The organism is Actinomadura syzygii, from assembly GCF_008085905.1.
GTDB classification, from domain to species: Bacteria; Actinomycetota; Actinomycetes; order Streptosporangiales; family Streptosporangiaceae; genus Spirillospora; species Spirillospora syzygii.
Window position 1 is genome coordinate 225,675 of the sequence record NZ_VSFF01000005.1, and the last position, 21,297, is coordinate 246,971.

A 21,297-nucleotide genomic window follows, 5' to 3' on the forward strand; every position below is an offset into this window, starting at 1 on the left:
AAGCTCACGACGAAGGACGAGATGAACTCCCCTGTGACGAGCAGAGTCTCCCGTGCGACGGCCGTCTGGTCGCTCGTCGGGCTGGTCCTGCTGACGATCAACCTGCGCGCCGCCATCACCGGGATCGCGCCGGTGCTCGGCGAGCTGCGCGAGGCGTTCGGGCTGTCCGGCGCGGCGGTCGGCGTCCTCACCACGCTGCCGGTGGTGTGCCTCGGCGTGTTCGCGTCCGTCGCGCCGCTGGTCGCGCGGCGGCTCGGCACGGACGTCGCGATCGCCGGGTCGCTCGTGCTGATCACGGCCGGGATCGTGGTGCGGGTGGTGGAGTCGCCGCTGTCGCTGTTCGTTGGAACGGTCCTGGCGGGTGCCGGGATCGCGATGGGCAACGTCCTCATGCCCGCCGTGATCAAGCGCGTGTTCCCCGCCCGGGTCGGCTCGCTGACCGGGCTCGCGATGATGCTGATGGCCGCGAGCGGGGCCGTCGCCGCCGCGCTCGCCGTCCCGCTGGACGAGGCGGGCGGCTGGCGGCTGGCACTCGCGATCTGGGCCGTGCCGTCGGCGTTCGCGCTGCTCGTGTGGGGGCCGCTCGCGCTGCGCGGGCGGTCGTCCCGCCCCGCCGAGACCCCGGCGCGCGACGCGGACCACTCGCTGCTCCGCTCGCCCGTCGCCTGGTTCGTCGCGGCGTTCATGGGCCTCGCGTCGCTGATGTTCTACGTGCTGATGTCGTGGCTGCCGGAGATCATGCGGGACGCCGGATACGCTCCCGCGACGGCCGGGATGATGATGTCCACGATGATGATCGTCGGCATCCCGCTGGGCTTCGCCGTGCCGGTGTTCGCGGCGCGGCTGCGCGACCAGCGCCCGGTCGTCTTCGCGGTCGCGGCCGTCATGGTCGCGGGGCTCGTCGGGATGATGGCCGTGCCGTCCGCCGGATGGGTGTGGGTCGTCGTGCTCGGCCTCGGCACCGGCAGCGCGTTCCCGCTGGCCTACACGCTGCTCAGCCTGCGCTCGCCGAACCCGTCGATCGCGGCCGGGCTGTCCGGGATGGCGCAGACCGGCGGGTACCTGCTCGCCGGGACGGGACCGTTCGCGGTCGGCGTCCTGCACGGGGCGACGGGCGGGTGGAACGTCCCGCTCGTGCTGCTGCTGGTGCTCGTCGTGCCGGAGGCGGTGTTCGGGCTGCTCGCCGCACGTCCCGGCCTCATCCGGCTGCGGGAGGCGAAGCCCGCGCCGCGCGCCTTGCCCGCCCCGGAACCCGTCCGCTGACGGGGTCTTAGGAGAAGTCGACGGCGTCGAGGTCGAGCACCCGGGCGTGCAGGACGAGCCGCTGGTGCAGCGCGGCGCGCAGCGCCCGGTGCAGGCCGTCCTCCAGGTAGAGCTCGCCCTTCCACTGGACGACGTGGGGGAACAGGTCGCCGTAGAAGGTGGAGTCCTTGGCGAGGAGGGACTGGAGGTCCATCTCCCGCTTGGTGCTCACGAGTTGGTCGAGGCGGACCTGGCGAGGCGGGATCTTGGCCCAGTCCCTGGACGAGAGCCCATGGTCCGGATAGGGCCTTCCGTCACCCACCGCCTTGAAGATCACCCTCCGAGTCTACGGTGTCGGCATGACCCCGAGAAGGCGACTCAACAACATGAGTCACTCCGCTTGCCAGGTTCGGTAAGGCATTTTCTCCCAGCTCACGGGCTTCGTTAGTAAGTACCGAACCCGCGGAGCGCAATTTACCTACGGGCCGTGGGGCGGCGCTGTTGGGACGCTTGTCAATTGCGGCGGCCGCGGGGAGGCGGGCCATGGCGCTCGTCCGGTCGGCCCCCACCTGCCGTCAGGTGGACCATTCCAACGGCAACGACTCCAGCCCCAGCACCTGCCCCGCGTGCTCCGTCACCCGCGCGCCGTCCGGGACGCGGTAGTCCGGGATGCGGGCATGCCACTCGCGGAGGGCGATCTGGAGCTCCATCCGGGCGAGGTGGGCGCCGAGGCAGTGATGCGGGCCCGCGCCGAACGCGATGTGGCGGTTCGGGTGCCGGTCGAGGTCCACGACGTGCGCGTCCGGGAGCGCGCGCGGGTCGCGGGTCGCGGCGGCGAGCGGGAGCAGCACCATGTCGCCCGCCTTCATCGGGCAGCCTTGGACGTCGGCGTCGCGGGTGACCTTCCGTCCGACGGCGACGATCGCGTAGGCGCGCAACAGCTCCTCGACGGCGGACGAGACGACGCCGGGGTCGCTCGCGACGCGCGTCCGGTCGGCGTCGTGGCGGGCCAGGTGCCAGAAGGCGTACGACAACGCGGCCGACACGGTGTCCAGACCGGCCAGGAACAGCAGGACGAACAGCGACAGCAGCTCCCCGTCCGCGACCGGACGGTCGCCGACGCGGAACGACAGCGCGGCCGTGACGATGTCGTCGCGCGGGTCGCGTCGCCTGGCGGCGATCAGCTCGGTGAAGCAGGCCGCGACGTCCGCCATGGCCGCGCGGCGCGCCCGACGGCCCTCGGACGACGGCGTGTGCAGGATCGCGTTCGCCCAGGCCAGGAACTCCGGGAGCCGCTCGGTCGGCAGCCCCATCAGCTCCAGGAAGATCGACGTCGGGAAGACGCGGGCGAAGTCGGCGACGAAGTCGCACGTCCCTTGAGCGGCCAGCCCGTCGACGAGGTCGGCGCAGCGGCGGACGGCGTCGTCCCGCATGGCCCGCGCCCGCGCCGGGCCGAACAGCGGGCGCAGCAGCCGCCGCCACACCGTGTGCTCGGGCGGGTCGAGCATCTCGGGGATCCACCGGTAGGCGGGGTCGGCGTCCAGCGCGCTGATCGCGCGGTTCGAGAACAGGCCGGGGGAGCGGCAGGCGTCCATGATCGCGTCATGGCGGGTGAGCAACCAGAACCCCCGGTCGGAGCGGGCCGCCGGATGCAACTCGCGCAACTCGTCGAACAGCGCGTGCGCCGACCCGGCGGGACGGTTCGCCACACCGGGATCGAAGTCGACGACCGGGTACTCGGAACCGCTCACGGCACCCCCAGGGCAAGCGAGGCCGATGCCCTCCGGACAAGCGAAGGCCGGTGCCCATCGTAGGCACCGGCCCGGTAGCGGCGGAGGATGCGAGATTCGAACTCGCGAGGCGTTGCCACCAACACGCTTTCCAAGCGTGCGCCCTAGGCCACTAGGCGAATCCTCCACGGGAGAGCCTACCGGTTCTCGGGCAGTGACTTGGTCTCAATTACGGCGGACGGCGGGATCGGGCCGTAGACGTGCGGGAACACCTCGTCACCAGCCGGTTCGTAGCGGACGGGGGCGTCCAGCCGGGACACGTCGATCACCAGCAGGACCAGGTCGGAGCGGGCGACGGCGGTGTAGAAGCGGCCGAGGACGCCGTCCACCTGGGCCAGGTCGGAGGAGCAGTGGATGAAGCCTTCGTCGTCGAGCGTCCGGCCCAAGGTGGACATGGTGTAGGGCGTGTCCGAGTCGACGGCGTTCTGCCAGTGGGTTCGCTCGGCGATGTGCAGGAGAGTCTGGACGGACATGCGCCGGAGACTACGCGGGAAGCGTGGCGTTCCAGGGTGGGGGATGCCATAGACTCTGGGAAGACCCCTCGCACGGCGTCACCCTGTGAACCTCCCCAGGGCCGGAAGGCAGCAAGGATAAGCAGGCTCTGGCGGGTGTGCGGGGGGTCCTTTCGCTTGTGACGCTCTGCTTCCCGAGGAGGGCGGGCCCCCGATGAGTCTGGCTCTGTACCGCAAGTACCGGCCAGCGACGTTCGCGGAGCTGAAGGGGCAGGAACATGTCGCCGAGCCCCTCCAGCAGGCGCTGCGCAACGGCCGGATCAACCACGCCTACCTGTTCAGCGGTCCGCGCGGGTGCGGCAAGACGTCCAGCGCGCGGATCCTCGCACGGTCGCTGAACTGCGAGAAGGGGCCGACGCCCGATCCGTGCGGGGTGTGCGACTCGTGCGTCGCGCTCGGGCCGTCCGGGACCGGGCACATCGACGTGATCGAGATCGACGCCGCCTCGCACGGAGGTGTCGACGATGCCCGCGACCTGCGTGAACGTGCGTTCTTCGCACCCGTTTCGGCGCGCTTCAAGGTGTACATCATCGACGAGGCGCACATGGTCACCCGGGAGGGCTTCAACGCGCTGCTGAAGCTCGTCGAGGAACCGCCGCCGCACCTCAAGTTCGTGTTCGCGACCACCGAGCCGGAAAAGGTCATCGGGACGATCCGGTCGCGTACGCATCACTACCCGTTCAGGCTGATCCCGCCGGGTGTGCTTCAGGAGCTGGTCGAGGAGATCCTGCGGTCGGAGGACGTGCCATACGAGACGTCCGCGCTGCCGTTGGCGGTGCGGGCCGGGGCCGGGTCGGCTCGGGACACCTTGTCGATCCTCGATCAGCTGCTGGCCGGGTCGGACGAGAAGGGCATCACGTACGCGCGGGCCGTCTCGCTGCTCGGCTACACCGACTCGGCGTTGCTGGACGAGGTCATCGCCGCTTTCGCGGGACGGGACGGCGCGGCTGTGTTCGCCGCCGTCGACCGGGTCGTGGAGAGCGGGCAGGATCCGCGGCGGTTCACGGCTGATCTGCTGGAGCGCGTTCGGGATCTGGTGATCCTGTCGAACGTTCCGGAGGCCGGGGGGACGGGGTTGCTGAACGTCCCGCCGGACGAGTTGGAGCAGATGCGGCGGCAGGCTTCGTCCATGGGGGCGGGGGAGCTGACGCGGGCGGCCGATCTGCTGCACACCGGACTGACGGAGATGCGCGGGGCGACTTCGCCGCGGTTGCTGTTGGAGCTGATCTGCGCTCGCATTCTGCTTCCGGCCGCTTATGACGATGAGGCTTCTCTGCTTGCTCGCCTGGATCGGCTGGAGCGTCAGGTCACTCAAGGCGGACAGGGCGGACAGGGCGGTTTCGGGGGCGGGGCGGTAGGTGGTGGGCCGGCTCCGGCCTTCTCGTCCGTCCCGCAGGGGGGTGGCGCGCAGAGCGGCTCCTCTCAGGCCGGTTTCCCGCAAGGCGGGCCGCAGCAGGCCAGCTCCCCGCAGGGCGGGCCACCGCAGGGCGGATCCTCACAAGGCGGCTCTCCGCAGGGTGGCTTCCCGCAGGGCGGGGCGCAGCAGGGTGGCTCCCCGCAGGGTGGCTCCCAGGGCGGCGGCTTCCCACGGGGCGGGTCGCGGGAGGGAGACGCTGGAGGAGCCGACGTTTCCCAGGCTCGCGAGTCCCAAGCGCACGAGCCCCAGACGCGCGAGTCTCGGACACGTGAGCCTGCGGCCGCCTGGGAAAACGCGAGTCCCCGGGAAGAACAGTCCCCGCCCTCCCAGGGGGCCGAGCCCACTTCTAGTGTCAACCCCGCGCAGGGGCCTCCGGAAGTGGAACGGGGTTCTGTGGATAACCGCCGTCCCAGCGCGGGCGGCGGCTCTCCCGAAGCCCGGTCCAACGCCTACACCAGCCCGGCCGCACCCGCACCCGCGGCTGCACCCGCAGCAGGCGGGGCGTCTTCGGCTGGCTCCGCAGGGGCGGACTTCTCCACTGTTCAGCAGCTTTGGCCGGACGTCGTCGAGGCCGTCAAGCAGAAGAGCCGCGCCACGTGGATGGTCATCATGTCCGGGGTCCAGCCGGTCTCGCTGGACGGCAAGGTCCTTACCCTCGGCTTCGACGCCGAAGGGCGCCGTCTCGGCTTCGTCAACGGAGGCCGGGACGCCGTCCTCCGCGAGGTCCTCAAGGAGCGGATGGGCGTCGACTGGCGGATCGACACCGTCGTCGGCGGCGGACCACCCGCGGCTCCCCCGCCGGGCAGGCCGGGCCCTAACACCGGGTTCGGTGGGGCGGCCACACCGAACCCGGCACCGCAGCCCCGGCCGCAGCCGAACGCCCAGGCCCACTCGCAGGCCCGGCCACCGGTCCCGCGCACCGAGAGCATGCCGGAACCGCCGCCCCCGCCGGACGAGCCTCCACCGCCCCCGGAACCCATGGACGAGAGCGACGAGGTCGACCCGGAAGGCGACGCCGACGTCGACGGCAACGAGGCTGAAATGACCGGAATGGCCCTCATCCAGCGCGAACTGGGCGGCCAGATCATCCGCGAGATCGACAACTCGTCCCAGTCCTAGCGGGACACCCGCACGCCGACGACCGCCACGCAGGGAACCAGCCGCGACGCCCCCCGACGCCACCCGCGACGCGGCCCCCGCCGCGGTCCGATCACCCCCGCCGCGGCCCCACGCGAACCAGGCGGCGGACGGTGACCACGGCTGATGGCGTCGACGACGCCACCGGCGTACACTCCACCCCCTCCCCGACCGTGAACAGGCGGGATCATGTCCGAAGACGTCACATTGACCGCCTTGGACCAGACCGCGGCCCTCGACGCCCTGGACGAGCTGGCCACCCTCTACGAGGAGATCTACGCCGAGCCCCCCTACAACTCGGCCCCCAAGTTCTCCGGGGACCGCTTCCTCGCCCGCACCCGCGAGCAGATCCTCACCTCCGGCTTCGCCTCGGTCGTCGCCCGCCGCGGCGAACGCCTGCGCGGGTTCACGTTCGGCTTCACGATGGCGCCGGGCGCCTGGTGGGCGAACGCGTCCGCACCGTCCGACGACGTGCTCGCGGCCGACAAGTTCGCCGTGGTCGAGCTGGTCGTCGCCGTCGCCGAACGCGGACAGGGCCTCGGCCGCGGCCTCCTGGACGAGCTGCTCCGCGAACGGAAGGAGCGGTACGCCACCCTCCCCGCCGTCATCGACGCGGACGCCTACGCCATGTACGTGCGCTGGGGCTGGGAGAAGGCCGCGGAGTTCCGCGAGGAACCGCCGTTCTCGGACGCGCTGGTGCGCCCCCTCGTCCCGAAGAACGACCCGGGCCCGCCCCGTGACCTGGCCGCGGGCTGAACGTCCCCCAAACCGACCGGCCCCCGATTCCCGCTGGTCCGGGCGGTGGTCTGGGATGGTGCGGGAGGGTCTGCACGGACATGGCCGGGGGTGGAGGACATGCCGAGATCAGGGTGAGTCGGCGCACCGGTGGTGCTCTTACCGCTTGGCCCCGCGAACCCGTAGTCTCGGGGGACGGACGTCCGGTGGCTGGCGGAGCGCCAGGGAGAAGGCCCTCTCGGGGGGCCGGAAGAGGGAGTGCACCGTGGAACCCGGTGGTCAGTTGAACATGCAGGAACTGCTCCAGCAGGCGCAGGCCATGCAGGAGCAGCTCTTCAGCGCCCAGCGCGAGCTCGCGGAGGCCGAGGTGCGGGGGACCGCGGGCGGCGGTCTCGTCACCGCGACGGTCAACGGGCAGGGCGAGGTCACGGGCCTGTCGATCGACCCGAAGGCCATCGACCCCGACGACCCGGCCGACACGGCGGAGACGATCGCCGACCTCGTCCTCGCCGCGATCCGCGACGCCGGGCGCGAGGTGCAGGAGCTGCAGCAGGAGAAGATGGGCCCGCTCGCCCAGGGCCTCGGCGGAGGCGGCGGCATCCCCGGCCTCGGCGGCGGCGGCGGAGGCGGAGGCGGGCTGCCCGGCGGCTTCCCAGGGCTCGGCGGCGGTCCGGGCTCGGGCGCCTGACAACGAACGCCCATAAAAGCCAGAAGCGCCAGAAAGCCTAGGAAAGGAGGGGTCCGTTGTACGAAGGGGTGGTTCAGAACCTCATCGACGAGCTGGGCAGGCTGCCCGGCGTCGGCCCCAAGAGCGCGCAGCGGATCGCCTTCCACCTCCTCGCGGCCGATCCGGCCGACGTCGAGCGGCTCGGCAAGGCGCTCAAAGAGGTCAAGGACAAGGTCCGCTTCTGCAAGACGTGCGGGAACGTCGCAGAAGAAGAGGAATGCCGGATCTGCCGGGACGCGCGCCGCGACCCCCACGTCATCTGCGTCGTGGAGGAGTCCAAGGACGTCGTCGCGATCGAGAAGACCCGCGAGTTCCGCGGCCGCTACCACGTCCTCGGCGGCGCGATCAGCCCGATCGAGGGCGTCGGCCCCGACGACCTGCGCATCCGCGAGCTGATGCAGCGCCTCGCGGACGGCGCGGTGACCGAGCTCATCCTCGCCACCGATCCCAACCTGGAGGGCGAGGCGACCGCGACCTACCTGGCCCGGCTCGTCAAGCCGATGGGCCTCACCGTCACCCGTCTGGCCAGCGGCCTGCCGGTGGGTGGCGATCTGGAGTACGCCGACGAGGTCACGCTCGGCCGCGCATTCGAAGGACGGAGGCTGCTCGATGTCTGACCCCACCAGCCAGCCCAACAGCCAGAAGGACTGGAACGCCCTCGCCGAGCGCGTGGCGCGCCACGTCGACAACTACCTGAACGGCCTGGAGGCGGTCGCGCGCGGCGACGGCGGCGTCCATACCGTCCCCCTGCTCCTTCTTGAGGTGTCGCAGGTCATCCTGGCGGGGGCGCAGCTCGGCGCCAGCGCCGACGTCATCCTCCCGGACAACTGGGAGCCCGAGGTCGGCCCCGACCCCGACCTCGACGCCATCCGGCAGGGCCTGTCCGAACGCCTCGACGCCCTGGACGACTACGTCGAGGTGTTCGACCCGTACAAGGACACCGAGCCCACGTCCTACCGCCTGTCGGACGACCTGGTGGACGTCGCCAGCGACCTCGTCCACGGACTGCGCCACTACCAGCAGGAACGCCCCCTCGAAGCGCTCTGGTGGTGGCAGTACTCGTACTTCAACCACTGGGGCAACCACGCCGGCGCCGCCCTCCGCGCCCTGCACGCCTTCGTCGCCGACGCCCGCCTGAACGTCGCCACCGAAGCCGCCACCACCGCCTAGCCCCGAGGAAGCTCCCACCCGGCTCTACTCGGCCAGACCTCCCGCCGAGCTCCCCCAGCTCCGTTCGGCCCGACCTCGCTCCAGCCCGGCTCCCACCCAGCCCGGGGGCCTAGCCTTCGCCGGGGGTCGGGGCGCCGGGGGCGCCTAAGCTCCACGCGACCATCTCGGCGGCCTTCTCGGCGTCCGGGCCGTACCGTTCCAGGCCCGCCGCGTACTGCTTGAGCTCGCCGTCCCAGGTGACCGTGGTGGACCGCGCCCGGTACGAGACGCGCAGGACGCCGTCCTCACCGGGACGCGCCGTGGACATCTGCGGTGCCCTCCGCCGCAGCGCCGCGTACAGCGAGTCCAGCGGACCCCTCCGGACGCGCGGCAACTCCTCGAACGGGGCCATCGGCTCTCCCATCGCCCTTCCCGCCTCCCTCACCGCCGGTGGACGAGATGGACCACGGCGCCCCCGCCGCCCCTGCCGCCGCCCGGACGCGCCCGCCTCGCTCACAGGCGGCCGCCCCGGAAGATCCGCGCCGACACAGGGCCCGCGCACGTCCGGTAACCGAGACTATTCGGACGGTTCATGAAGGCCCAGGTTTTCTGTGGCTCCGCGGAGATAGATCTCCGGGACCCAGCGCCCGGATATCCACCCGCCACGGCACTGCACACCCACCCCAACGGCCCAGCGAAGTCGCAATACGTCCGGCGCCCTCCTCAGACCCACGGTGAAATCCGCTTGCGACCCCCCGGACCGCCGCGCAGCATGGGCCTGTGCGCTTTTCGATCAACGTGCCGAACTTCGGCGACTTCGCGGACGTCCGAGCGCTGGCGCGGGTCGCGTCCGCGGCCGAGGAAGCAGGCTGGGACGCCCTGTTCGTCTGGGACCACGTCGTCCACGTCAAGAGCGAGCGCAAGACCTTCGCCGATCCGTGGATGCTGCTGACCGCGGCGGCCCTCGCGACCAGCCGGATCAAGCTCGGCACCCTCGTCACCCCGGTGGCGCGGCGGCGGCCGCAGCAGCTCGCCCGGCAGGTCGCGACGCTGGACGCCCTCAGCGGCGGGCGCGTGATCTTCGGCGCCGGGCTCGGCGGGCCGGTCGCCGACGAGTTCGGCGCCTTCGGCGAGACGACCGACAAGACCGTCCTGGCCGAACGGCTGGACGAGGGACTCGACCTCCTCGCCCGCTACTGGACCGGCGAACCCGTCACCCACCACGGGCCCCACTACCAGGTCGACGACGTGGCGCTGCTGCCCGCGACCGTGCAGCGTCCGCGCCCGCCGGTCTGGGTCGCCGGGTTCTGGCCGAACCGCCGTCCGATGCGGCGCGCCGCCCGGTGGGACGGCGCGGTCCCCCTGTTCGGCCCCGGTTCGCACGGGTATTCGCCCGCACCCGAGGACGTCCGGGAGTTGACCGACTACGTCCACCGGCACCGCGAAGGCGACGGCCCGTTCGAGATCGTCGTCGGCGGCACCAGCCCGGCCGACGCCCGCGACCTGATCGGCCCCCTGTCCGACGCGGGCGCCACCTGGTGGGACGAGCGGCAGTGGCTGGACAGCGACGACATCGACAAATACGACCCCGTCATGCGCCGCATAGAACAGGGCCCGCCGAACATCTGACCGGGCGCGAGCGAAGAGCGCCCCCCGCGCGCCCTACGCGGACCGGGGGCTGAGCGGGCGTAAACGGGGTACGGAGTTACCTGTTTGTAATCCATGCGGCCGGGCTCTGTAGACTCGACGTCCGGTACGCCTGACCCCGAACCGAGGAGCGCCATCCGTGGCCCTAGTCGTGCAAAAGTACGGTGGCTCCTCCGTCGCCGACGCCGACGGCGTCAAGCGGGTCGCCCAGCGCATCGTCGCGACGAAGAAGGCGGGCAACGACGTCGTCGTCGTGGTGTCCGCGATGGGCGACACGACGGATGATCTCATCGACATGGCCAAGCAGGTCAGCCCGCTGCCCCCCGGCCGCGAGCTGGACATGCTGCTCACCGCCGGCGAGCGGATCTCGATGGCCCTGCTCGCCATGGCCATCGCGAACCTGGGCCACGAGGCCCGCTCGTTCACCGGCTCCCAGGCGGGCGTGATCACCGACGGCTCGCATGGCAAAGCCAAGATCATCGACGTGACGCCGGGACGGATCCGCCTCGCGCTGGACGAGGGCTCGATCTGCATCGTCGCCGGGTTCCAGGGCGTCTCGCAGGGCACCAAGGACATCACCACCCTCGGCCGCGGCGGCTCCGACACCACCGCGGTGGCGCTCGCCGCCGCGCTGGACGCCGACGTCTGCGAGATCTACTCCGACGTCGACGGGGTCTTCACCGCCGACCCGCGCATCGTGCCCGCCGCCCGCAAGATCCCGAAGATCTCCTACGAGGAGATGCTGGAGATGGCGGCGTCCGGCGCGAAGATCCTGCATCTGCGCTGCGTGGAGTACGCGCGCCGCTACAACATCCCGATCCACGTACGGTCCTCGTTCAGCCAGAAGGTGGGCACCTGGGTCGTCGACAGCAGCGAGATCGAAGGACACGACATGGAGCAGGCGATCATCTCCGGCGTCGCGCACGACCGGAGCGAGGCCAAGATCACGGTGGTCGGGGTGCCGGACAAGGTCGGCGAGGCCGCCACGATCTTCACCGTGCTGTCCGAGGCCGAGATCAACATCGACATGATCGTGCAGAACGTGTCGGCGGCGTCCACCGGCCGCACGGACATCTCGTTCACGCTGCCCGCCACCGACGGGCAGAGCGCGCTGACCGCGCTGAACAAGGTCAAGGAGCGGATCGGGTTCGAGTCGCTCCGCTACGACGACCGGATCGGCAAGGTCTCGCTGATCGGCGCGGGCATGCGCTCGCACCCCGGCGTCACCGCCACCCTGTTCAGCGCCATCGCCGAGGCCGGCGTCAACATCGAGATGATCTCCACCTCGGAGATCCGGATCTCGGTCGTCGTCGCCCAGGACGACATCGACACCGCCGTGGCCGCCGCCCACCACGCCTTCGACCTGGACGCCGAGCAGGTCGAAGCGGTCGTCTACGGCGGCACCGGCCGCTGACTTTCGGGACTCGTCCTCCGCCGCCCAGGCAGGCCGCCGACCGGCCCGCTTGGGCGGTGCCCTTCCCTGAGCGGGGTCCTATAGCGCGGGGTTCGCGCGTCACGTGACGCAGTGGGCGGGCCGGGACGGTGGCAGCATCCCCTGCGGGAACCGGTCGCGGACGGCGGTAGTTCAGAGGATGTGAGTGCGACGATGGACTCGTCTTCCGGGCTGCCGACCCTCGCGGTCGTCGGCGCGACCGGGGCGGTCGGTGCCGTGATGCTCGACCTGCTGTCCGTCCGCCGCGATGTGTACGGGGAGATAAGGCTCGTCGGCTCGGAACGGTCCGCCGGGCGGACGCTCCGGGTGCGCGGCGAGCGGGCCGAGGCCGTGGCGCTCGCACCCGGGGTGTTCGACGGCGTCGACATCGCGACGTTCGCGGTGCCCGCGCCGGTCGCCGCGGAATGGGCGCCGGTCGCGGCGGAGCGCGGCGCGGTGGCGGTGGACGGGTCCGGCGCGTTCCGGATGTGCGCGGACGTCCCGCTCGTCGTCCCCGAACTGAACCCCGAGCGGGTCCGGGACCGTCCGCGCGGCATCGTCGCGGGCCCCGGCTGCACCACCCTGTCGATGATCGTCGCGCTGGGCGCGCTGCACCGCAGGTACGGGCTGCGGGAGCTGGTCGTCGCGTCCTACCAGGCGGCGTCGTCGGCCGGCCGGGACGGCGTCGACACCCTGTACGCGCAGCTGGAGAAGGTCGGCGGCGACCGCGCGCTCGGCAACCGCGCGGGCGACATCCGCGGGGTGGTCGGCGAGCTCGGCCCGTTCCCGGCGCCGCTCGCGCTGAACGTCGTCCCTTGGACGGGCACGCGCGAGGACGGCGGCTGGACGTCCGACGAGGTCGCCGTCCGCGCCGAGACCCGCAAGGTCCTCGGGCTGCCGGGGCTCAAGGTGTCGGCGACCTGCGTGCGCGTGCCGGTGGTGACGGCGCATTCGGTGGCCGTCCACGCCGTGTTCGAGGAGCGGACCGACCAGCGGGAGGCGCAGGCGATCCTCGCGTGCTCGCCGGGCGTCGTGCTGTGCGACAACCCGGAGACGCACGAGTTCCCGACGCCGTCCGACGTCGTCGGGACCGACCCGGCCTGGGCCGGACGTGTCCGCCGCTCGCTCGACGACCCGCACGCGCTCGACCTGTTCCTCTGCTGCGACAACCTGCGCAAGGGAGCCGCGCTGAACACCGCGCAGATCGCCGAGCTGATCGCCGCGGGCCGCACCGACTGACCGCGCCCGGCTACGGCGCGTCACGGTGACGGCCGTGTTCCGGACGGGCCGGACGTCGTGGCGGGGCCGTATGGTGGCATGCGTGACCGAGACGAAGGCCGTGAAGTCCGAGCAGACGCGGGCCGTGATCGTCGAAACGGCGCTGCGGCTGTTCAGGGAGCGCGGGTACGAGGCGACGACGATGCGCGCGATCGCCAAGGAGGCGGGCGTCTCGGTCGGCAACGCCTACTACTACTTCGGGTCCAAGGAAGAACTGATCCAGGCGTACTACGACGAGCTGCAGGACGAGCACCTCGCCGCCTGCCGGGCCGTCCTGGACGCGGAGACCCGGTTCGCGCCCCGGCTGCTCGGCGTTCTCAAGGCCCGCGTCGACACGATGGTCCCCTACCACGAGTTCGCGGGGAAGTTCTTCAAGTTCGCCGCCGAGCCGACCAGCCCGCTCAACCCGTTCAGCGCCGAGTCGGGCCCGGCCCGCGAGTCGGCCGTCGCGATCTACCGCGAGGTCGTCGAGGGCTCCGACCTGAAGATCGACAAGGAGTTCCGGGCGGAGCTGCCGGAGCTGCTGTGGATCTACTCCATGGGCATCGTCCTGTACTGGGTGCACGACAGCTCGCCCGGCTGCCGCAAGACGTACCTGCTCGTGGAGCGGACGGTCCCGCTGGTCAACCGCATGGTCGCCATGTCGCGGATGCCGGGCTTCAAGTCGGTGACGCGGGAGCTGGTCGGCATCATCCGCGAGGTCCGCGCGTAAGGGCGCTCGGGCGCGCCTCAGCGGAATGTGATGTCCCAGTGGTCTTTCTCTCGGGCGAAGAGTGCGCCGTCAGGTGAGCGGTAGAGGCGCGCGCCGTCGCTTCTGACGCCTTGCGGCTCGTACTCCCTGACCGCCCGGTCGACGCACGAGCTGGGGGCGATGTCGAGTTTGTAGCCGTTCGAGTGGCTGAACCGGCCGCCCGCGTGGCCGTGCTCCGTCCCGCCCGTCACGGTGACCTCGCAGCCGCTGGACGCCGCGAAGCCGATCACGCCTCTGACCGTCCCGAGCCGGACGTTCTCGAACGACGTGCAGCTCCGGACCGCCTGGTCGGAGCACCCGCCGGTCGACTGCCAGTCGATGCCGTTCGCGCGCAGCAGGCTTTCGGCGAGCCCCTGCCCGAGCCGCGCCGAATCCGGCAGCCGCCGGACGACGTCCCGCGGCGAAATCCCGCGCAGCCGCTGAGCACCCGAAACCCGTCCCTTCCGGGCGTTGGCGGCGTTGGCGATCGCGTCCAGCCTGCTTGGAGGCGACGCGATCCGGTTGGCGGGAGAAAGAGCCGTGAGCGCTGGGGCCTCGCCGGGTGTGGACGGTTCAGCTGAGGCTGGCGGGGCAGTGCGTGACCAGGCGGGTGGTTGGGACGCGCTGGCGGGTGGGGCCGTGATGACCAGCAGTGTGATGGGGACGGATAGGACTGTGACCAGCGCGGTCAGGCGGTGACACGGATGGGGCCCGCCGTCTCCGGACGGGTTGGGCGCTCGGTGCCGTCTGAGGCGGGGTGCGCGGCGGACGCGGGCATGGGTGCGCGTGCGGTGTGGCCGGTTCATGTGATCCCCCCGATCGGTGATGTCCGGGGGGCGGGGCCGGTCCGCCGTGGACCGGCCGTGCGGTGCGGCCGCTCGGAGGGATGCCCGGGTCTTTGATCTTGTAAACCCCGGGGGACGGGGCGGGCGGCCCGTCCCCCGGGACCTTCACGACATGCCTAGATGTTTCCGGGCGAAGCCGATCTCGGCGGCCATCTGGGTGATGCGCTCCTCGACGACGAGGGAGCCGTGCCCGGCGTCGTACCGGTACATCTCGTGCGGATGTCCCAGCTCGGCGAGCCGGGCGAGGTAGTTGTCGATCTGCCGGATGGGGCAGCGCGGGTCGTTCTCCCCGGCGAGGACCAGCACCGGCGCCCTGACCGCCTCCACGTAGGTGATCGGGGACGACTCCCGGTACCGCTCCGGGACCTCGGACGGCGACCCGCCGAACAGGGAACGGTCGAACGCCTGGAGGCCCTCCATCTCGTCCGCGTAGGCGGCGACGTAGTCGGCCACGGGGACCGCGGCGACCGCGACGCTCCAGTCGTCCGGCTGAGTGCCGATGCCGAGCAGAGTGAGGAAACCGCCCCACGAGCCGCCGGTCAGGACGAGCCGCGCCGGATCGGCCAGCCCGCTGGACACGGCCCAGTCGCGGACGGCCTTGATGTCCTCCAGTTCGGTGAGCCCGACCCGTCCCTCGATGGCGTCGCGCCATTCCGACCCGTACCCGGTCGATCCCCGATAGTTGACGCGGACGACCGCGAACCCATGGTCGACCCAAGCGGCGGCGGACGGGACGAACGAATCGTCGTCCTGAGCGGTCGGCCCACCGTGAATGTCGAAAACGGTGGGGTAGGGGGCGTCGCCGTCAGGTTTGCTGACCAGGGCGTGGATGCGTCCGGCGCGGCCGTCCACCCAGACGTCCTCGACCGGGACGGACGGCGGCGCGCCCGGACCCGGCGGCGTCAGCACCACCGCGCCGGAAGTGCTACGTATGACGGGCGGTTCGGCGGCGGACGACCAGGAGAACTCGACCGTCCCGTCCGGCCGGACATCCGCCCCGCCGATCACGCCGCGCGGCGTGTCCACCCTGGTCAGGGTGCCGTCGGACAGGTCGTAGCGGTACAGCTCGTCGCGCGCCTCGTGGTTGTGGGAGACGAGCAGCGCCGTCCCGTCCGGGTACCAGGAGGCGCCGAAGTCGCCGGGCAGGTCGAGGACGATCTCGCGTTCGGTCCCGGCGACCGGGTCCCAGATGAGGATCTCGTCCCGGCCGCGGCGCTCGTGGTTGACGAGGAGCCGCGCGTCCCCGTCGACCGGAGCGAAACCCGCGCCGTAGACGCCTTTGCCTGGGCCGTCCCATAGGTCGGCGACCGTGGAACCGTCCGCGCGTAGGACGCGCAGCGCCATGTGGCGGCTGTCGCCGTGTTCGCTGTGCCCGATTGCGATCAGCGATTCGTCCCGGGAGAGGCCCGCGACGTGTGCGTCCTCGGCGTGGTGGTAGAGCACCTCGGGCGATGCCGCCGGACGGCACAAATGGATGGTGTTTCCTGCGTCGGTCGTCCGTCCGATGACGGCTAGGCCAGAGCGTCCCAGGCTCAGCCCAGACGGATACGACGGTTCCAGTTCGGGGACGGCCGGGACGCTCTCCGGTGGGACATTCTCGTCCGGGGCGTGGAAGGGAGCGCGTTTCCACACGCCGAACTCGTCGCCGTCGGTGTCCGCGAACCACCACACCCATTCGCCGGACGGGTCGATCGTGCCCGCCCACGTGCCGTTAGGACGGTCCGTCACCTGCCGCTGCGCGCCGGTGTCACGGTCCCAGGAGTAGATCTCCCAGGTCCCCGTGGCGTTCGACCGGTGGACGCTGCGGCTCGGGACGTCCCGCGCCCATCGCGGCAGGGTGATCCGGGCGGCTCGGAAACGCGCCTTCCAGCGCTCGTCATCGACCATGCCCACCAGTATCGCCGCTCGCTGATCACACACCGGGCGGCGCCGAACCGGGGGCGTCCTTGATGGAGTTCTCCGGGACTCGATCAGCGGTCGTCGAGCGCTTGGTCGATCGCGGCGTTGATCTGCTCGTCCATGGCGGAGGCGAAGCCCGCCTCGACCGATGCCTGCGCGTCCGGGCGGAGTTGCGCGAGCGTCTCGCGGAGGTCGTGCGCGTCCTGGTCGCCGGCGAAGGCGACGACATGGTCGACGATCAGCCGGACGAACGTCTCGGCCAGGTCGTCCATGCTGCGCTGGAGGTCACGTCCGACCGAGAGGATCTCCGCCAGCGGCACCCCGGCGCGGACGAGCGCCACCGTCGCGTCGAGCCGGCGGCGGCTTCGGTGGGTGACGCGGTCGCCGTCCGCGTCCAGGTGCCCGAGCTCGACCGCCCGCGCCACCGTCTCCGCGGCGCGCTCGCCGGGGAACAGGGCCGCCAGCTCGTCCAGCGTCATGGTCACCGGGACTTCGGCCGGCGCGGCGGCCGCCGTCCCCTCGACGCCGAGGACGGCCGCGATGTCGCGGCCCTGCTCCCACGCCGACAGCAGTTCGCGGACGCCTTCGATGGTGTGGCCGCGGTCGAGCAGCTTCGCGATCACACGGAGGCGGGTGAGGTGCGCCTCGGAGTAGAGGCCGATCCGGCCGGTGCGCCGCGGCGGCGGGAGCAGCTTGCGCTCCTGGTAGTAGCGCAACGTGCGGATCGGGATGCCGGCGGCCGCGGCCAGCTCGCCGATGCGGTACTCGCGCCCGCCCGTGCTTTCCAGGCTCGTGCGTCCGGCCGCGTGATCATCGGGTGCGGTCGGGTCTTCGTTCACGCGCGCCAGCATAGTTCGCGGCCGGAGCCGGACACGTCCCGTCCGGCGGGCGCCGGGAACGCGATCTTGCCCGCCGCCGTCAGATCCGGGTCGGCGACGTCCCGGCCGGGACGTCCCACGGCAGAGGAGAGACGAGAATGCGCAAGACCCCGTCCGCCGCCCTCGCGGTCACCGTCATGGTCGCCGCCCTGGGGCTCACCGCGTGCGGTGACAAGCGGTGGTGCGAGCACGACGCCACCGACACGAAGGTCAGCGACCGGTACTGCAAGAGCAACACGCCCGGCTACGAGTGGGAGTCGGGCGGGGGCGGGCACAAGAAGCCGAAGCACAAGAAGACGAAGACCAAGTCGCACCGCTGAACTCGCAGCGGCACTGGTGCCGGGGCGCTAGGTGACGCGCCGGGCGGTCTTGATCCTGCGTTGTCGGCGCCGCCGCTTTCCGTTCTCGGCCTGGGACGCCTGGATGGCGAGCAGGTCGCGGAGGGTGCGGGGGACGATGTCCTGAGGACGGTCGGCGAAAGCTGAAGGCATCGGATTCCTTCCTTCGGGATCGAGATGGGATCGGTGTTCGGGGATCAGGCCGCGGTGACCGGCGCGCGGTACGCCCGCGACACGGTGCTGAGCGCCCAGCGCATCCGCGCCAGGTACGTCTCGGGATGGTCGCCGGCCTCCTGGGCGACGGTGGCGACGCACGTGGAGTAGGCGCCGAGCCGGTCGTCGATCGCCGCGCGGACCTGCTCGGTGGAAGGGTGGTCGGACTCCTGCAGCTCGCAGCAGAACAGGATCTCGGCCAGGTCGGAGGTTGTGAGCGAGGTGAGGGTCGGCGTGTTCGACATCGTCTGCCTTCTTCCTGCGGAGGGGGCCTCGTCCCCCTGCTGCCGAATACGACTCTGCCGCTCCGGCAGAATCATCGCCATAGGGGAAAACCCCCATCCGGGGTGGAGTAATCCCCCCGGGAGACCCTTAGTCCGTGCGGGAGGGGGCCAGGGTCGCGGGGGCGCACGCCCGGATGTTCCGGCAGGCCGGGCCTGGTAAAGCCGCCTAGGGCAGCCCTGTTCGCCATGATCCCGACCCCCGATCCGGACAGCGTTCTGTAGCTCATTCGTCCGGAGACAGGAAGTTGGACGTCCCTCGTCCCGTGCCGTCTTTGTGGCCAGATCATGATGTGTGGGAGAATCTGGCCATGCATCGTGTGGTCGTACTGGCGCTGGACGGCGTGTACCCGTTCGAGCTGAGCATCCCGGTCCGCTTGTTCGGGGCCGCCGTGTCGGCGGACGGCGAGCCGCTCTACGAGGTCATGACCTGCAGCGTCGACGGCGGACCGGTCAGGACGAACGCCGACTTCGACCTCGCAGTCCGGCACGGGCCCGAACTCGTCCGGACGGCGGACACGCTGGTCATCCCGCCCTGCGCCTACGACCTCAACGGCCCGGCCCGCCTCCCCGGACCGCTCGCCGGGACGCTCGGCGCGCTGCGTCCCGGCACGCGCCTCGTGTCGATCTGCACGGCGTCCTATGTGCTGGCCGCCGCGGGCCTGCTCGACGGGCGTCCCGCCACCACGCACTGGCGCGACGCCGCCCGCTTCCAGCGCGAGTTCCCCAAGGTCAGGGTGGACCCGGACGTCCTGTTCGTGGACGACGGCGACGTCCTCACCGCGGCCGGCGTCGCCGCCGGGATCGACCTGTGCATGCACATCGTCCGGCGCGACCAGGGCAGCGAGGTCGCGAACGGCGTGGCCAGGCGCTGCATCGTGCCGCCGTGGCGGGAGGGCGGGCAGGCGCAGTTCATCGAACGTCCCGTCCCCGGACCGGAGGCGGCGACGACGTCGGCGACCCGGGCGTGGGCGCTGGAGCAGCTGCACCGGCCGCTCGCGTTGGGCGAACTGGCGAAGCACGCGCGGATGAGCGTCCGGACGTTCTCCCGCCGGTTCCGGGACGAGGTCGGCATGACGCCCGGACAGTGGCTGACGCAGCAGCGCGTCGAGCGCGCCCGCCGCCTGCTGGAGACGACCGACCTGGCGGTGGACCGCATCGCCGCCGAGGCCGGGTTCGGGACGGCGGCGTCGCTGCGGCAGCACCTCGTCGCGACGATCGGCGTCCCGCCGTCCACCTACCGCCAGACCTTCCGCACCACCGCGGCGCGCGTCCCGGCGCCCGCGTCCTGATCGGCCGACCGCCGAACGGCTAGAAGGTGTGCACGGCCCTCTCGTTCGGGACGCAGTGCGTCATCTTCAGTCCGGCGACGTCCCGGGAGCCGTTCTTGCCGAGGTTGTCGAGCCGCCGCTGATCCTCGTCCGTGAGGTCCTGGCCGGGGAGCGGCTTGAGGTGCGCGACGGCGTCCGGACCGATTCCGAGCCCTTTCCCGACGCGCAGTCCGAGGTCGTCCTCCACCAGCAGGAAATGCCAGACCATCCGTTCCTGGACGGGACGCGCGCACTGCGAGATCAGCTCGACGAAGTTGCGGACGAGGTCGTCCCGCTCCCATTCCTCCATCAGCAGGTACCGCTGCCCGGCCTGCAGATAGTCGGCTGCCCGCGGAATGCGCTTGCGCGTCAGCCGTCCCCGGATCTCCGGCCCCTGCTCGTCGTGCGTCGGATACTGCCCTTCCCGCAGCCCGCCCGTAATGGACGGCTCGTAGTTCACATGCGGGTTCTCGCCGCCGTCGTCGATGAGGAACGCCATTTGCCCGTCCCGCTGGTTCGTCCGGACCTGAGCCCGCTTCGCCTGGTTGACGGGCAGTTGCAGATAGTTCGGCCCGACGCGGTGGCGCTGCGTGTCGCTGTAGGAGAACGTCCGCCCGACGAGCATCTTGTCGTCGGAGAAGTCGAGGCCGTCGACGAGGACGCCCGTCCCGAACGAGATCTGCTCGTTCTCGGCGAAGTTGTTGTCGACGTTCCGGTCGAGGACGATCCGCCCCACCGGCAACGCCGGGAACTGGTCCTCCGGCCAGACCTTGGTGTCGTCGAGCGGGTCGAAATCCAGCTCGGGATGGTCGTGGTCGTCCATCAACTGGACGAGCAGCTCCCATTCCGGGAAGTCGCCTCGGTCGATGGCCTCGTGCAGATCCCGCGTCGCATGCCCGAGGTCACGGGCCTGGACGGCCGCCGCGTCCTCCTCCGTCATGCTCCGCACGCCCTGCTTCGGCATCCAGTGATATTTGACGAGCTTCGTCTCGCCCGCGCCGTTCACCCATTTGTAGGTGTTCACGCCGAAGCCCTGCATGTGCCGGTAGTCGGCCGGGATTCCGCGCGGGCTGAAAAGGTTGACGAGCATGTGCATCGACTCGGGCGTCTGCGACATGAAGTCGAAGATGCGCGCCGGTTCCTGCCGGAACGTCACCGGGTCGGGCTTGAGGGCGTGGATGACGTCCGGGAACTTGATGGCGTCGCGGATGAAGAAGACCGCGAGGTTGTTCCCGACGAGGTCCCAGTTGCCGTCCTCGGTGTAGAACTTGATGGCGAAGCCGCGCGGGTCGCGGGCCGTCTCGGCCGAGTCGCGCCCGCCGATGACCGTGGAGAACCGCAGCGCGACCGGCGTCCGCGCGCCCCGCTCCTGGAACAGTTTCGCCCTCGTGTACGTGGCGACCGGCTCGTCGCCCCATTTCCCGTACGCCTCGAAGAACCCGTAGGCCGTCGCGCCCCGCGCGTGGACGACCCGCTCCGGAATCCGCTCCCTGTCGAAATGGCTGATCTTCTCCAGGAACTGGTAGTTCTCCAGCGTCGCCGGGCCGCGCGCACCGACCGTGCGCTGGTTCTGGTTGTCGTACACCGGGTGGCCCTGCCGGTTCGTCAGTACCGGACGCTCGTCCCCCGGCTCTGCCCCCATGCTCGAAACGTCCGTCACGACGGGCTCTCCTTTCACCGCTTCGATGCGGCCCTACCCGAGAAGGGGCAAGCCAACGTCGTCGTCAGGTAACGGCT

At 71.2% G+C, this 21,297-nt stretch carries 23 protein-coding genes, 1 tRNA gene and 1 other RNA gene; 13 read left to right on the forward strand and 12 right to left on the reverse strand.

Going from position 1 to position 21,297, the window contains the following annotated elements:
- Nucleotides 1-33: 33 nt before the first annotated feature.
- The gene (locus tag FXF65_RS13655) at nt 34-1,263 is read left to right on the forward strand and encodes a CynX/NimT family MFS transporter (protein WP_246198591.1); all 1,230 of its coding nucleotides are present in this window, start codon (nt 34-36) and stop codon (nt 1,261-1,263) included.
- A 7-nt stretch (nt 1,264-1,270) separates the two neighbouring features.
- On the opposite strand, the gene FXF65_RS13660 is transcribed toward FXF65_RS13655, so the two are convergent.
- The 4 genes from FXF65_RS13660 to FXF65_RS13675 form a co-directional block, all read right to left on the reverse strand.
- Nucleotides 1,271-1,579, reverse strand: coding sequence for a type II toxin-antitoxin system VapB family antitoxin (locus tag FXF65_RS13660; RefSeq protein WP_148350294.1), 309 nt, complete (start codon nt 1,577-1,579; stop codon nt 1,271-1,273).
- Nucleotides 1,580-1,817: 238 nt separating this feature from the next.
- On the reverse strand, nt 1,818-2,993 hold the full coding sequence (locus FXF65_RS13665; protein WP_148350295.1) for a cytochrome P450: 1,176 nt from the start codon (nt 2,991-2,993) through the stop codon (nt 1,818-1,820).
- An 81-nt stretch (nt 2,994-3,074) separates the two neighbouring features.
- Nucleotides 3,075-3,159 (reverse strand) — tRNA-Ser (locus tag FXF65_RS13670).
- Nucleotides 3,160-3,169: 10 nt separating this feature from the next.
- Nucleotides 3,170-3,505, reverse strand: a complete 336-nt coding sequence (locus tag FXF65_RS13675; RefSeq protein ID WP_148350296.1) for a DUF952 domain-containing protein — start codon at nt 3,503-3,505, stop codon at nt 3,170-3,172.
- Between the two features lie 59 nt (nt 3,506-3,564).
- Between FXF65_RS13675 and ffs the strand changes: the two genes are divergently transcribed.
- The 6 genes from ffs to FXF65_RS13705 all read left to right on the forward strand — a co-directional run bounded on the left by ffs (nt 3,565) and on the right by FXF65_RS13705 (nt 8,730).
- Nucleotides 3,565-3,660, forward strand: an RNA gene (ffs, locus tag FXF65_RS13680) — signal recognition particle sRNA small type.
- A gap of 38 nt (nt 3,661-3,698) precedes the next feature.
- On the forward strand, nt 3,699-6,080 hold the full coding sequence (locus tag FXF65_RS13685) for a DNA polymerase III subunit gamma and tau (RefSeq protein ID WP_148350297.1): 2,382 nt from the start codon (nt 3,699-3,701) through the stop codon (nt 6,078-6,080).
- Between the two features lie 207 nt (nt 6,081-6,287).
- Nucleotides 6,288-6,854 carry a GNAT family N-acetyltransferase gene (locus FXF65_RS13690; RefSeq protein ID WP_148350298.1) on the forward strand — a complete coding sequence of 189 codons (567 nt, stop codon included), beginning with the start codon at nt 6,288-6,290 and terminating at the stop codon, nt 6,852-6,854.
- A gap of 268 nt (nt 6,855-7,122) precedes the next feature.
- Nucleotides 7,123-7,521, forward strand: a complete 399-nt coding sequence (locus FXF65_RS13695; protein ID WP_222868567.1) for a YbaB/EbfC family nucleoid-associated protein — start codon at nt 7,123-7,125, stop codon at nt 7,519-7,521.
- A 56-nt stretch (nt 7,522-7,577) separates the two neighbouring features.
- The gene (recR, locus tag FXF65_RS13700) at nt 7,578-8,177 is read left to right on the forward strand and encodes a recombination mediator RecR (RefSeq protein WP_148350300.1); all 600 of its coding nucleotides are present in this window, start codon (nt 7,578-7,580) and stop codon (nt 8,175-8,177) included.
- Nucleotides 8,170-8,730, forward strand: a complete 561-nt coding sequence (locus FXF65_RS13705) for a DUF5063 domain-containing protein (RefSeq protein ID WP_148350301.1) — start codon at nt 8,170-8,172, stop codon at nt 8,728-8,730. The genes recR and FXF65_RS13705 overlap by 8 nt, the downstream gene beginning before the upstream one ends.
- A 109-nt stretch (nt 8,731-8,839) precedes the next feature.
- On the opposite strand, the gene FXF65_RS13710 is transcribed toward FXF65_RS13705, so the two are convergent.
- A complete protein-coding gene (locus FXF65_RS13710; protein WP_148350302.1) occupies nt 8,840-9,133 on the reverse strand; it encodes a hypothetical protein in 294 nt (97 codons plus the stop codon).
- 356 nt (nt 9,134-9,489) lie between these two features.
- On the opposite strand from FXF65_RS13710, the gene FXF65_RS13715 reads away from it, so the two are divergent.
- The 4 genes from FXF65_RS13715 to FXF65_RS13730 all read left to right on the forward strand — a co-directional run bounded on the left by FXF65_RS13715 (nt 9,490) and on the right by FXF65_RS13730 (nt 13,778).
- Nucleotides 9,490-10,338: an LLM class flavin-dependent oxidoreductase gene (locus FXF65_RS13715; protein ID WP_148350303.1), complete on the forward strand. Its 849-nt coding sequence runs from the start codon at nt 9,490-9,492 to the stop codon at nt 10,336-10,338.
- A 157-nt stretch (nt 10,339-10,495) separates the two neighbouring features.
- A complete protein-coding gene (locus FXF65_RS13720) occupies nt 10,496-11,770 on the forward strand; it encodes an aspartate kinase (protein WP_148350304.1) in 1,275 nt (424 codons plus the stop codon).
- 192 nt (nt 11,771-11,962) lie between these two features.
- Nucleotides 11,963-13,027, forward strand: coding sequence for an aspartate-semialdehyde dehydrogenase (locus FXF65_RS13725; RefSeq protein WP_148350305.1), 1,065 nt, complete (start codon nt 11,963-11,965; stop codon nt 13,025-13,027).
- Nucleotides 13,028-13,109: 82 nt separating this feature from the next.
- Nucleotides 13,110-13,778 (forward strand): TetR/AcrR family transcriptional regulator, encoded by a 669-nt coding sequence (locus tag FXF65_RS13730; RefSeq protein WP_148350306.1) that lies wholly within the window; start codon nt 13,110-13,112, stop codon nt 13,776-13,778.
- A gap of 17 nt (nt 13,779-13,795) precedes the next feature.
- On the opposite strand, the gene FXF65_RS44660 is transcribed toward FXF65_RS13730, so the two are convergent.
- The 4 genes from FXF65_RS44660 to FXF65_RS45850 form a co-directional block, all read right to left on the reverse strand.
- Nucleotides 13,796-14,602: an RAD23 family protein gene (locus tag FXF65_RS44660; RefSeq protein WP_222868549.1), complete on the reverse strand. Its 807-nt coding sequence runs from the start codon at nt 14,600-14,602 to the stop codon at nt 13,796-13,798.
- Between the two features lie 144 nt (nt 14,603-14,746).
- Complete coding sequence (locus FXF65_RS13740; protein WP_148350307.1) at nt 14,747-16,528, reverse strand: S9 family peptidase; 1,782 nt, start codon at nt 16,526-16,528, stop codon at nt 14,747-14,749.
- Between the two features lie 83 nt (nt 16,529-16,611).
- On the reverse strand, nt 16,612-17,379 hold the full coding sequence (locus FXF65_RS13745; RefSeq protein WP_246198593.1) for a MerR family transcriptional regulator: 768 nt from the start codon (nt 17,377-17,379) through the stop codon (nt 16,612-16,614).
- A complete protein-coding gene (locus FXF65_RS45850; protein WP_281288907.1) occupies nt 17,376-17,498 on the reverse strand; it encodes a hypothetical protein in 123 nt (40 codons plus the stop codon). The genes FXF65_RS13745 and FXF65_RS45850 overlap by 4 nt, the downstream gene beginning before the upstream one ends.
- 18 nt (nt 17,499-17,516) lie before the next feature.
- On the opposite strand from FXF65_RS45850, the gene FXF65_RS13750 reads away from it, so the two are divergent.
- Nucleotides 17,517-17,738: a hypothetical protein gene (locus FXF65_RS13750; protein WP_148350309.1), complete on the forward strand. Its 222-nt coding sequence runs from the start codon at nt 17,517-17,519 to the stop codon at nt 17,736-17,738.
- Between the two features lie 27 nt (nt 17,739-17,765).
- Here FXF65_RS13750 and FXF65_RS43720 read toward each other — a convergent pair whose 3' ends face one another.
- Together FXF65_RS43720 and FXF65_RS13755 are read right to left on the reverse strand one after the other, a co-directional pair.
- The gene (locus FXF65_RS43720) at nt 17,766-17,909 is read right to left on the reverse strand and encodes a hypothetical protein (protein ID WP_187412272.1); all 144 of its coding nucleotides are present in this window, start codon (nt 17,907-17,909) and stop codon (nt 17,766-17,768) included.
- Between the two features lie 44 nt (nt 17,910-17,953).
- Nucleotides 17,954-18,214 carry a hypothetical protein gene (locus tag FXF65_RS13755; protein WP_148350310.1) on the reverse strand — a complete coding sequence of 87 codons (261 nt, stop codon included), beginning with the start codon at nt 18,212-18,214 and terminating at the stop codon, nt 17,954-17,956.
- Nucleotides 18,215-18,561: 347 nt separating this feature from the next.
- On the opposite strand from FXF65_RS13755, the gene FXF65_RS13760 reads away from it, so the two are divergent.
- Complete coding sequence (locus tag FXF65_RS13760; protein ID WP_148350311.1) at nt 18,562-19,542, forward strand: GlxA family transcriptional regulator; 981 nt, start codon at nt 18,562-18,564, stop codon at nt 19,540-19,542.
- Between the two features lie 19 nt (nt 19,543-19,561).
- On the opposite strand, the gene FXF65_RS13765 is transcribed toward FXF65_RS13760, so the two are convergent.
- Entirely contained in the window at nt 19,562-21,220 is a 1,659-nt protein-coding gene (locus FXF65_RS13765; protein ID WP_148350312.1) for a catalase, read from the reverse strand.
- Between the last annotated feature and the right edge of the window lie 77 nt (nt 21,221-21,297).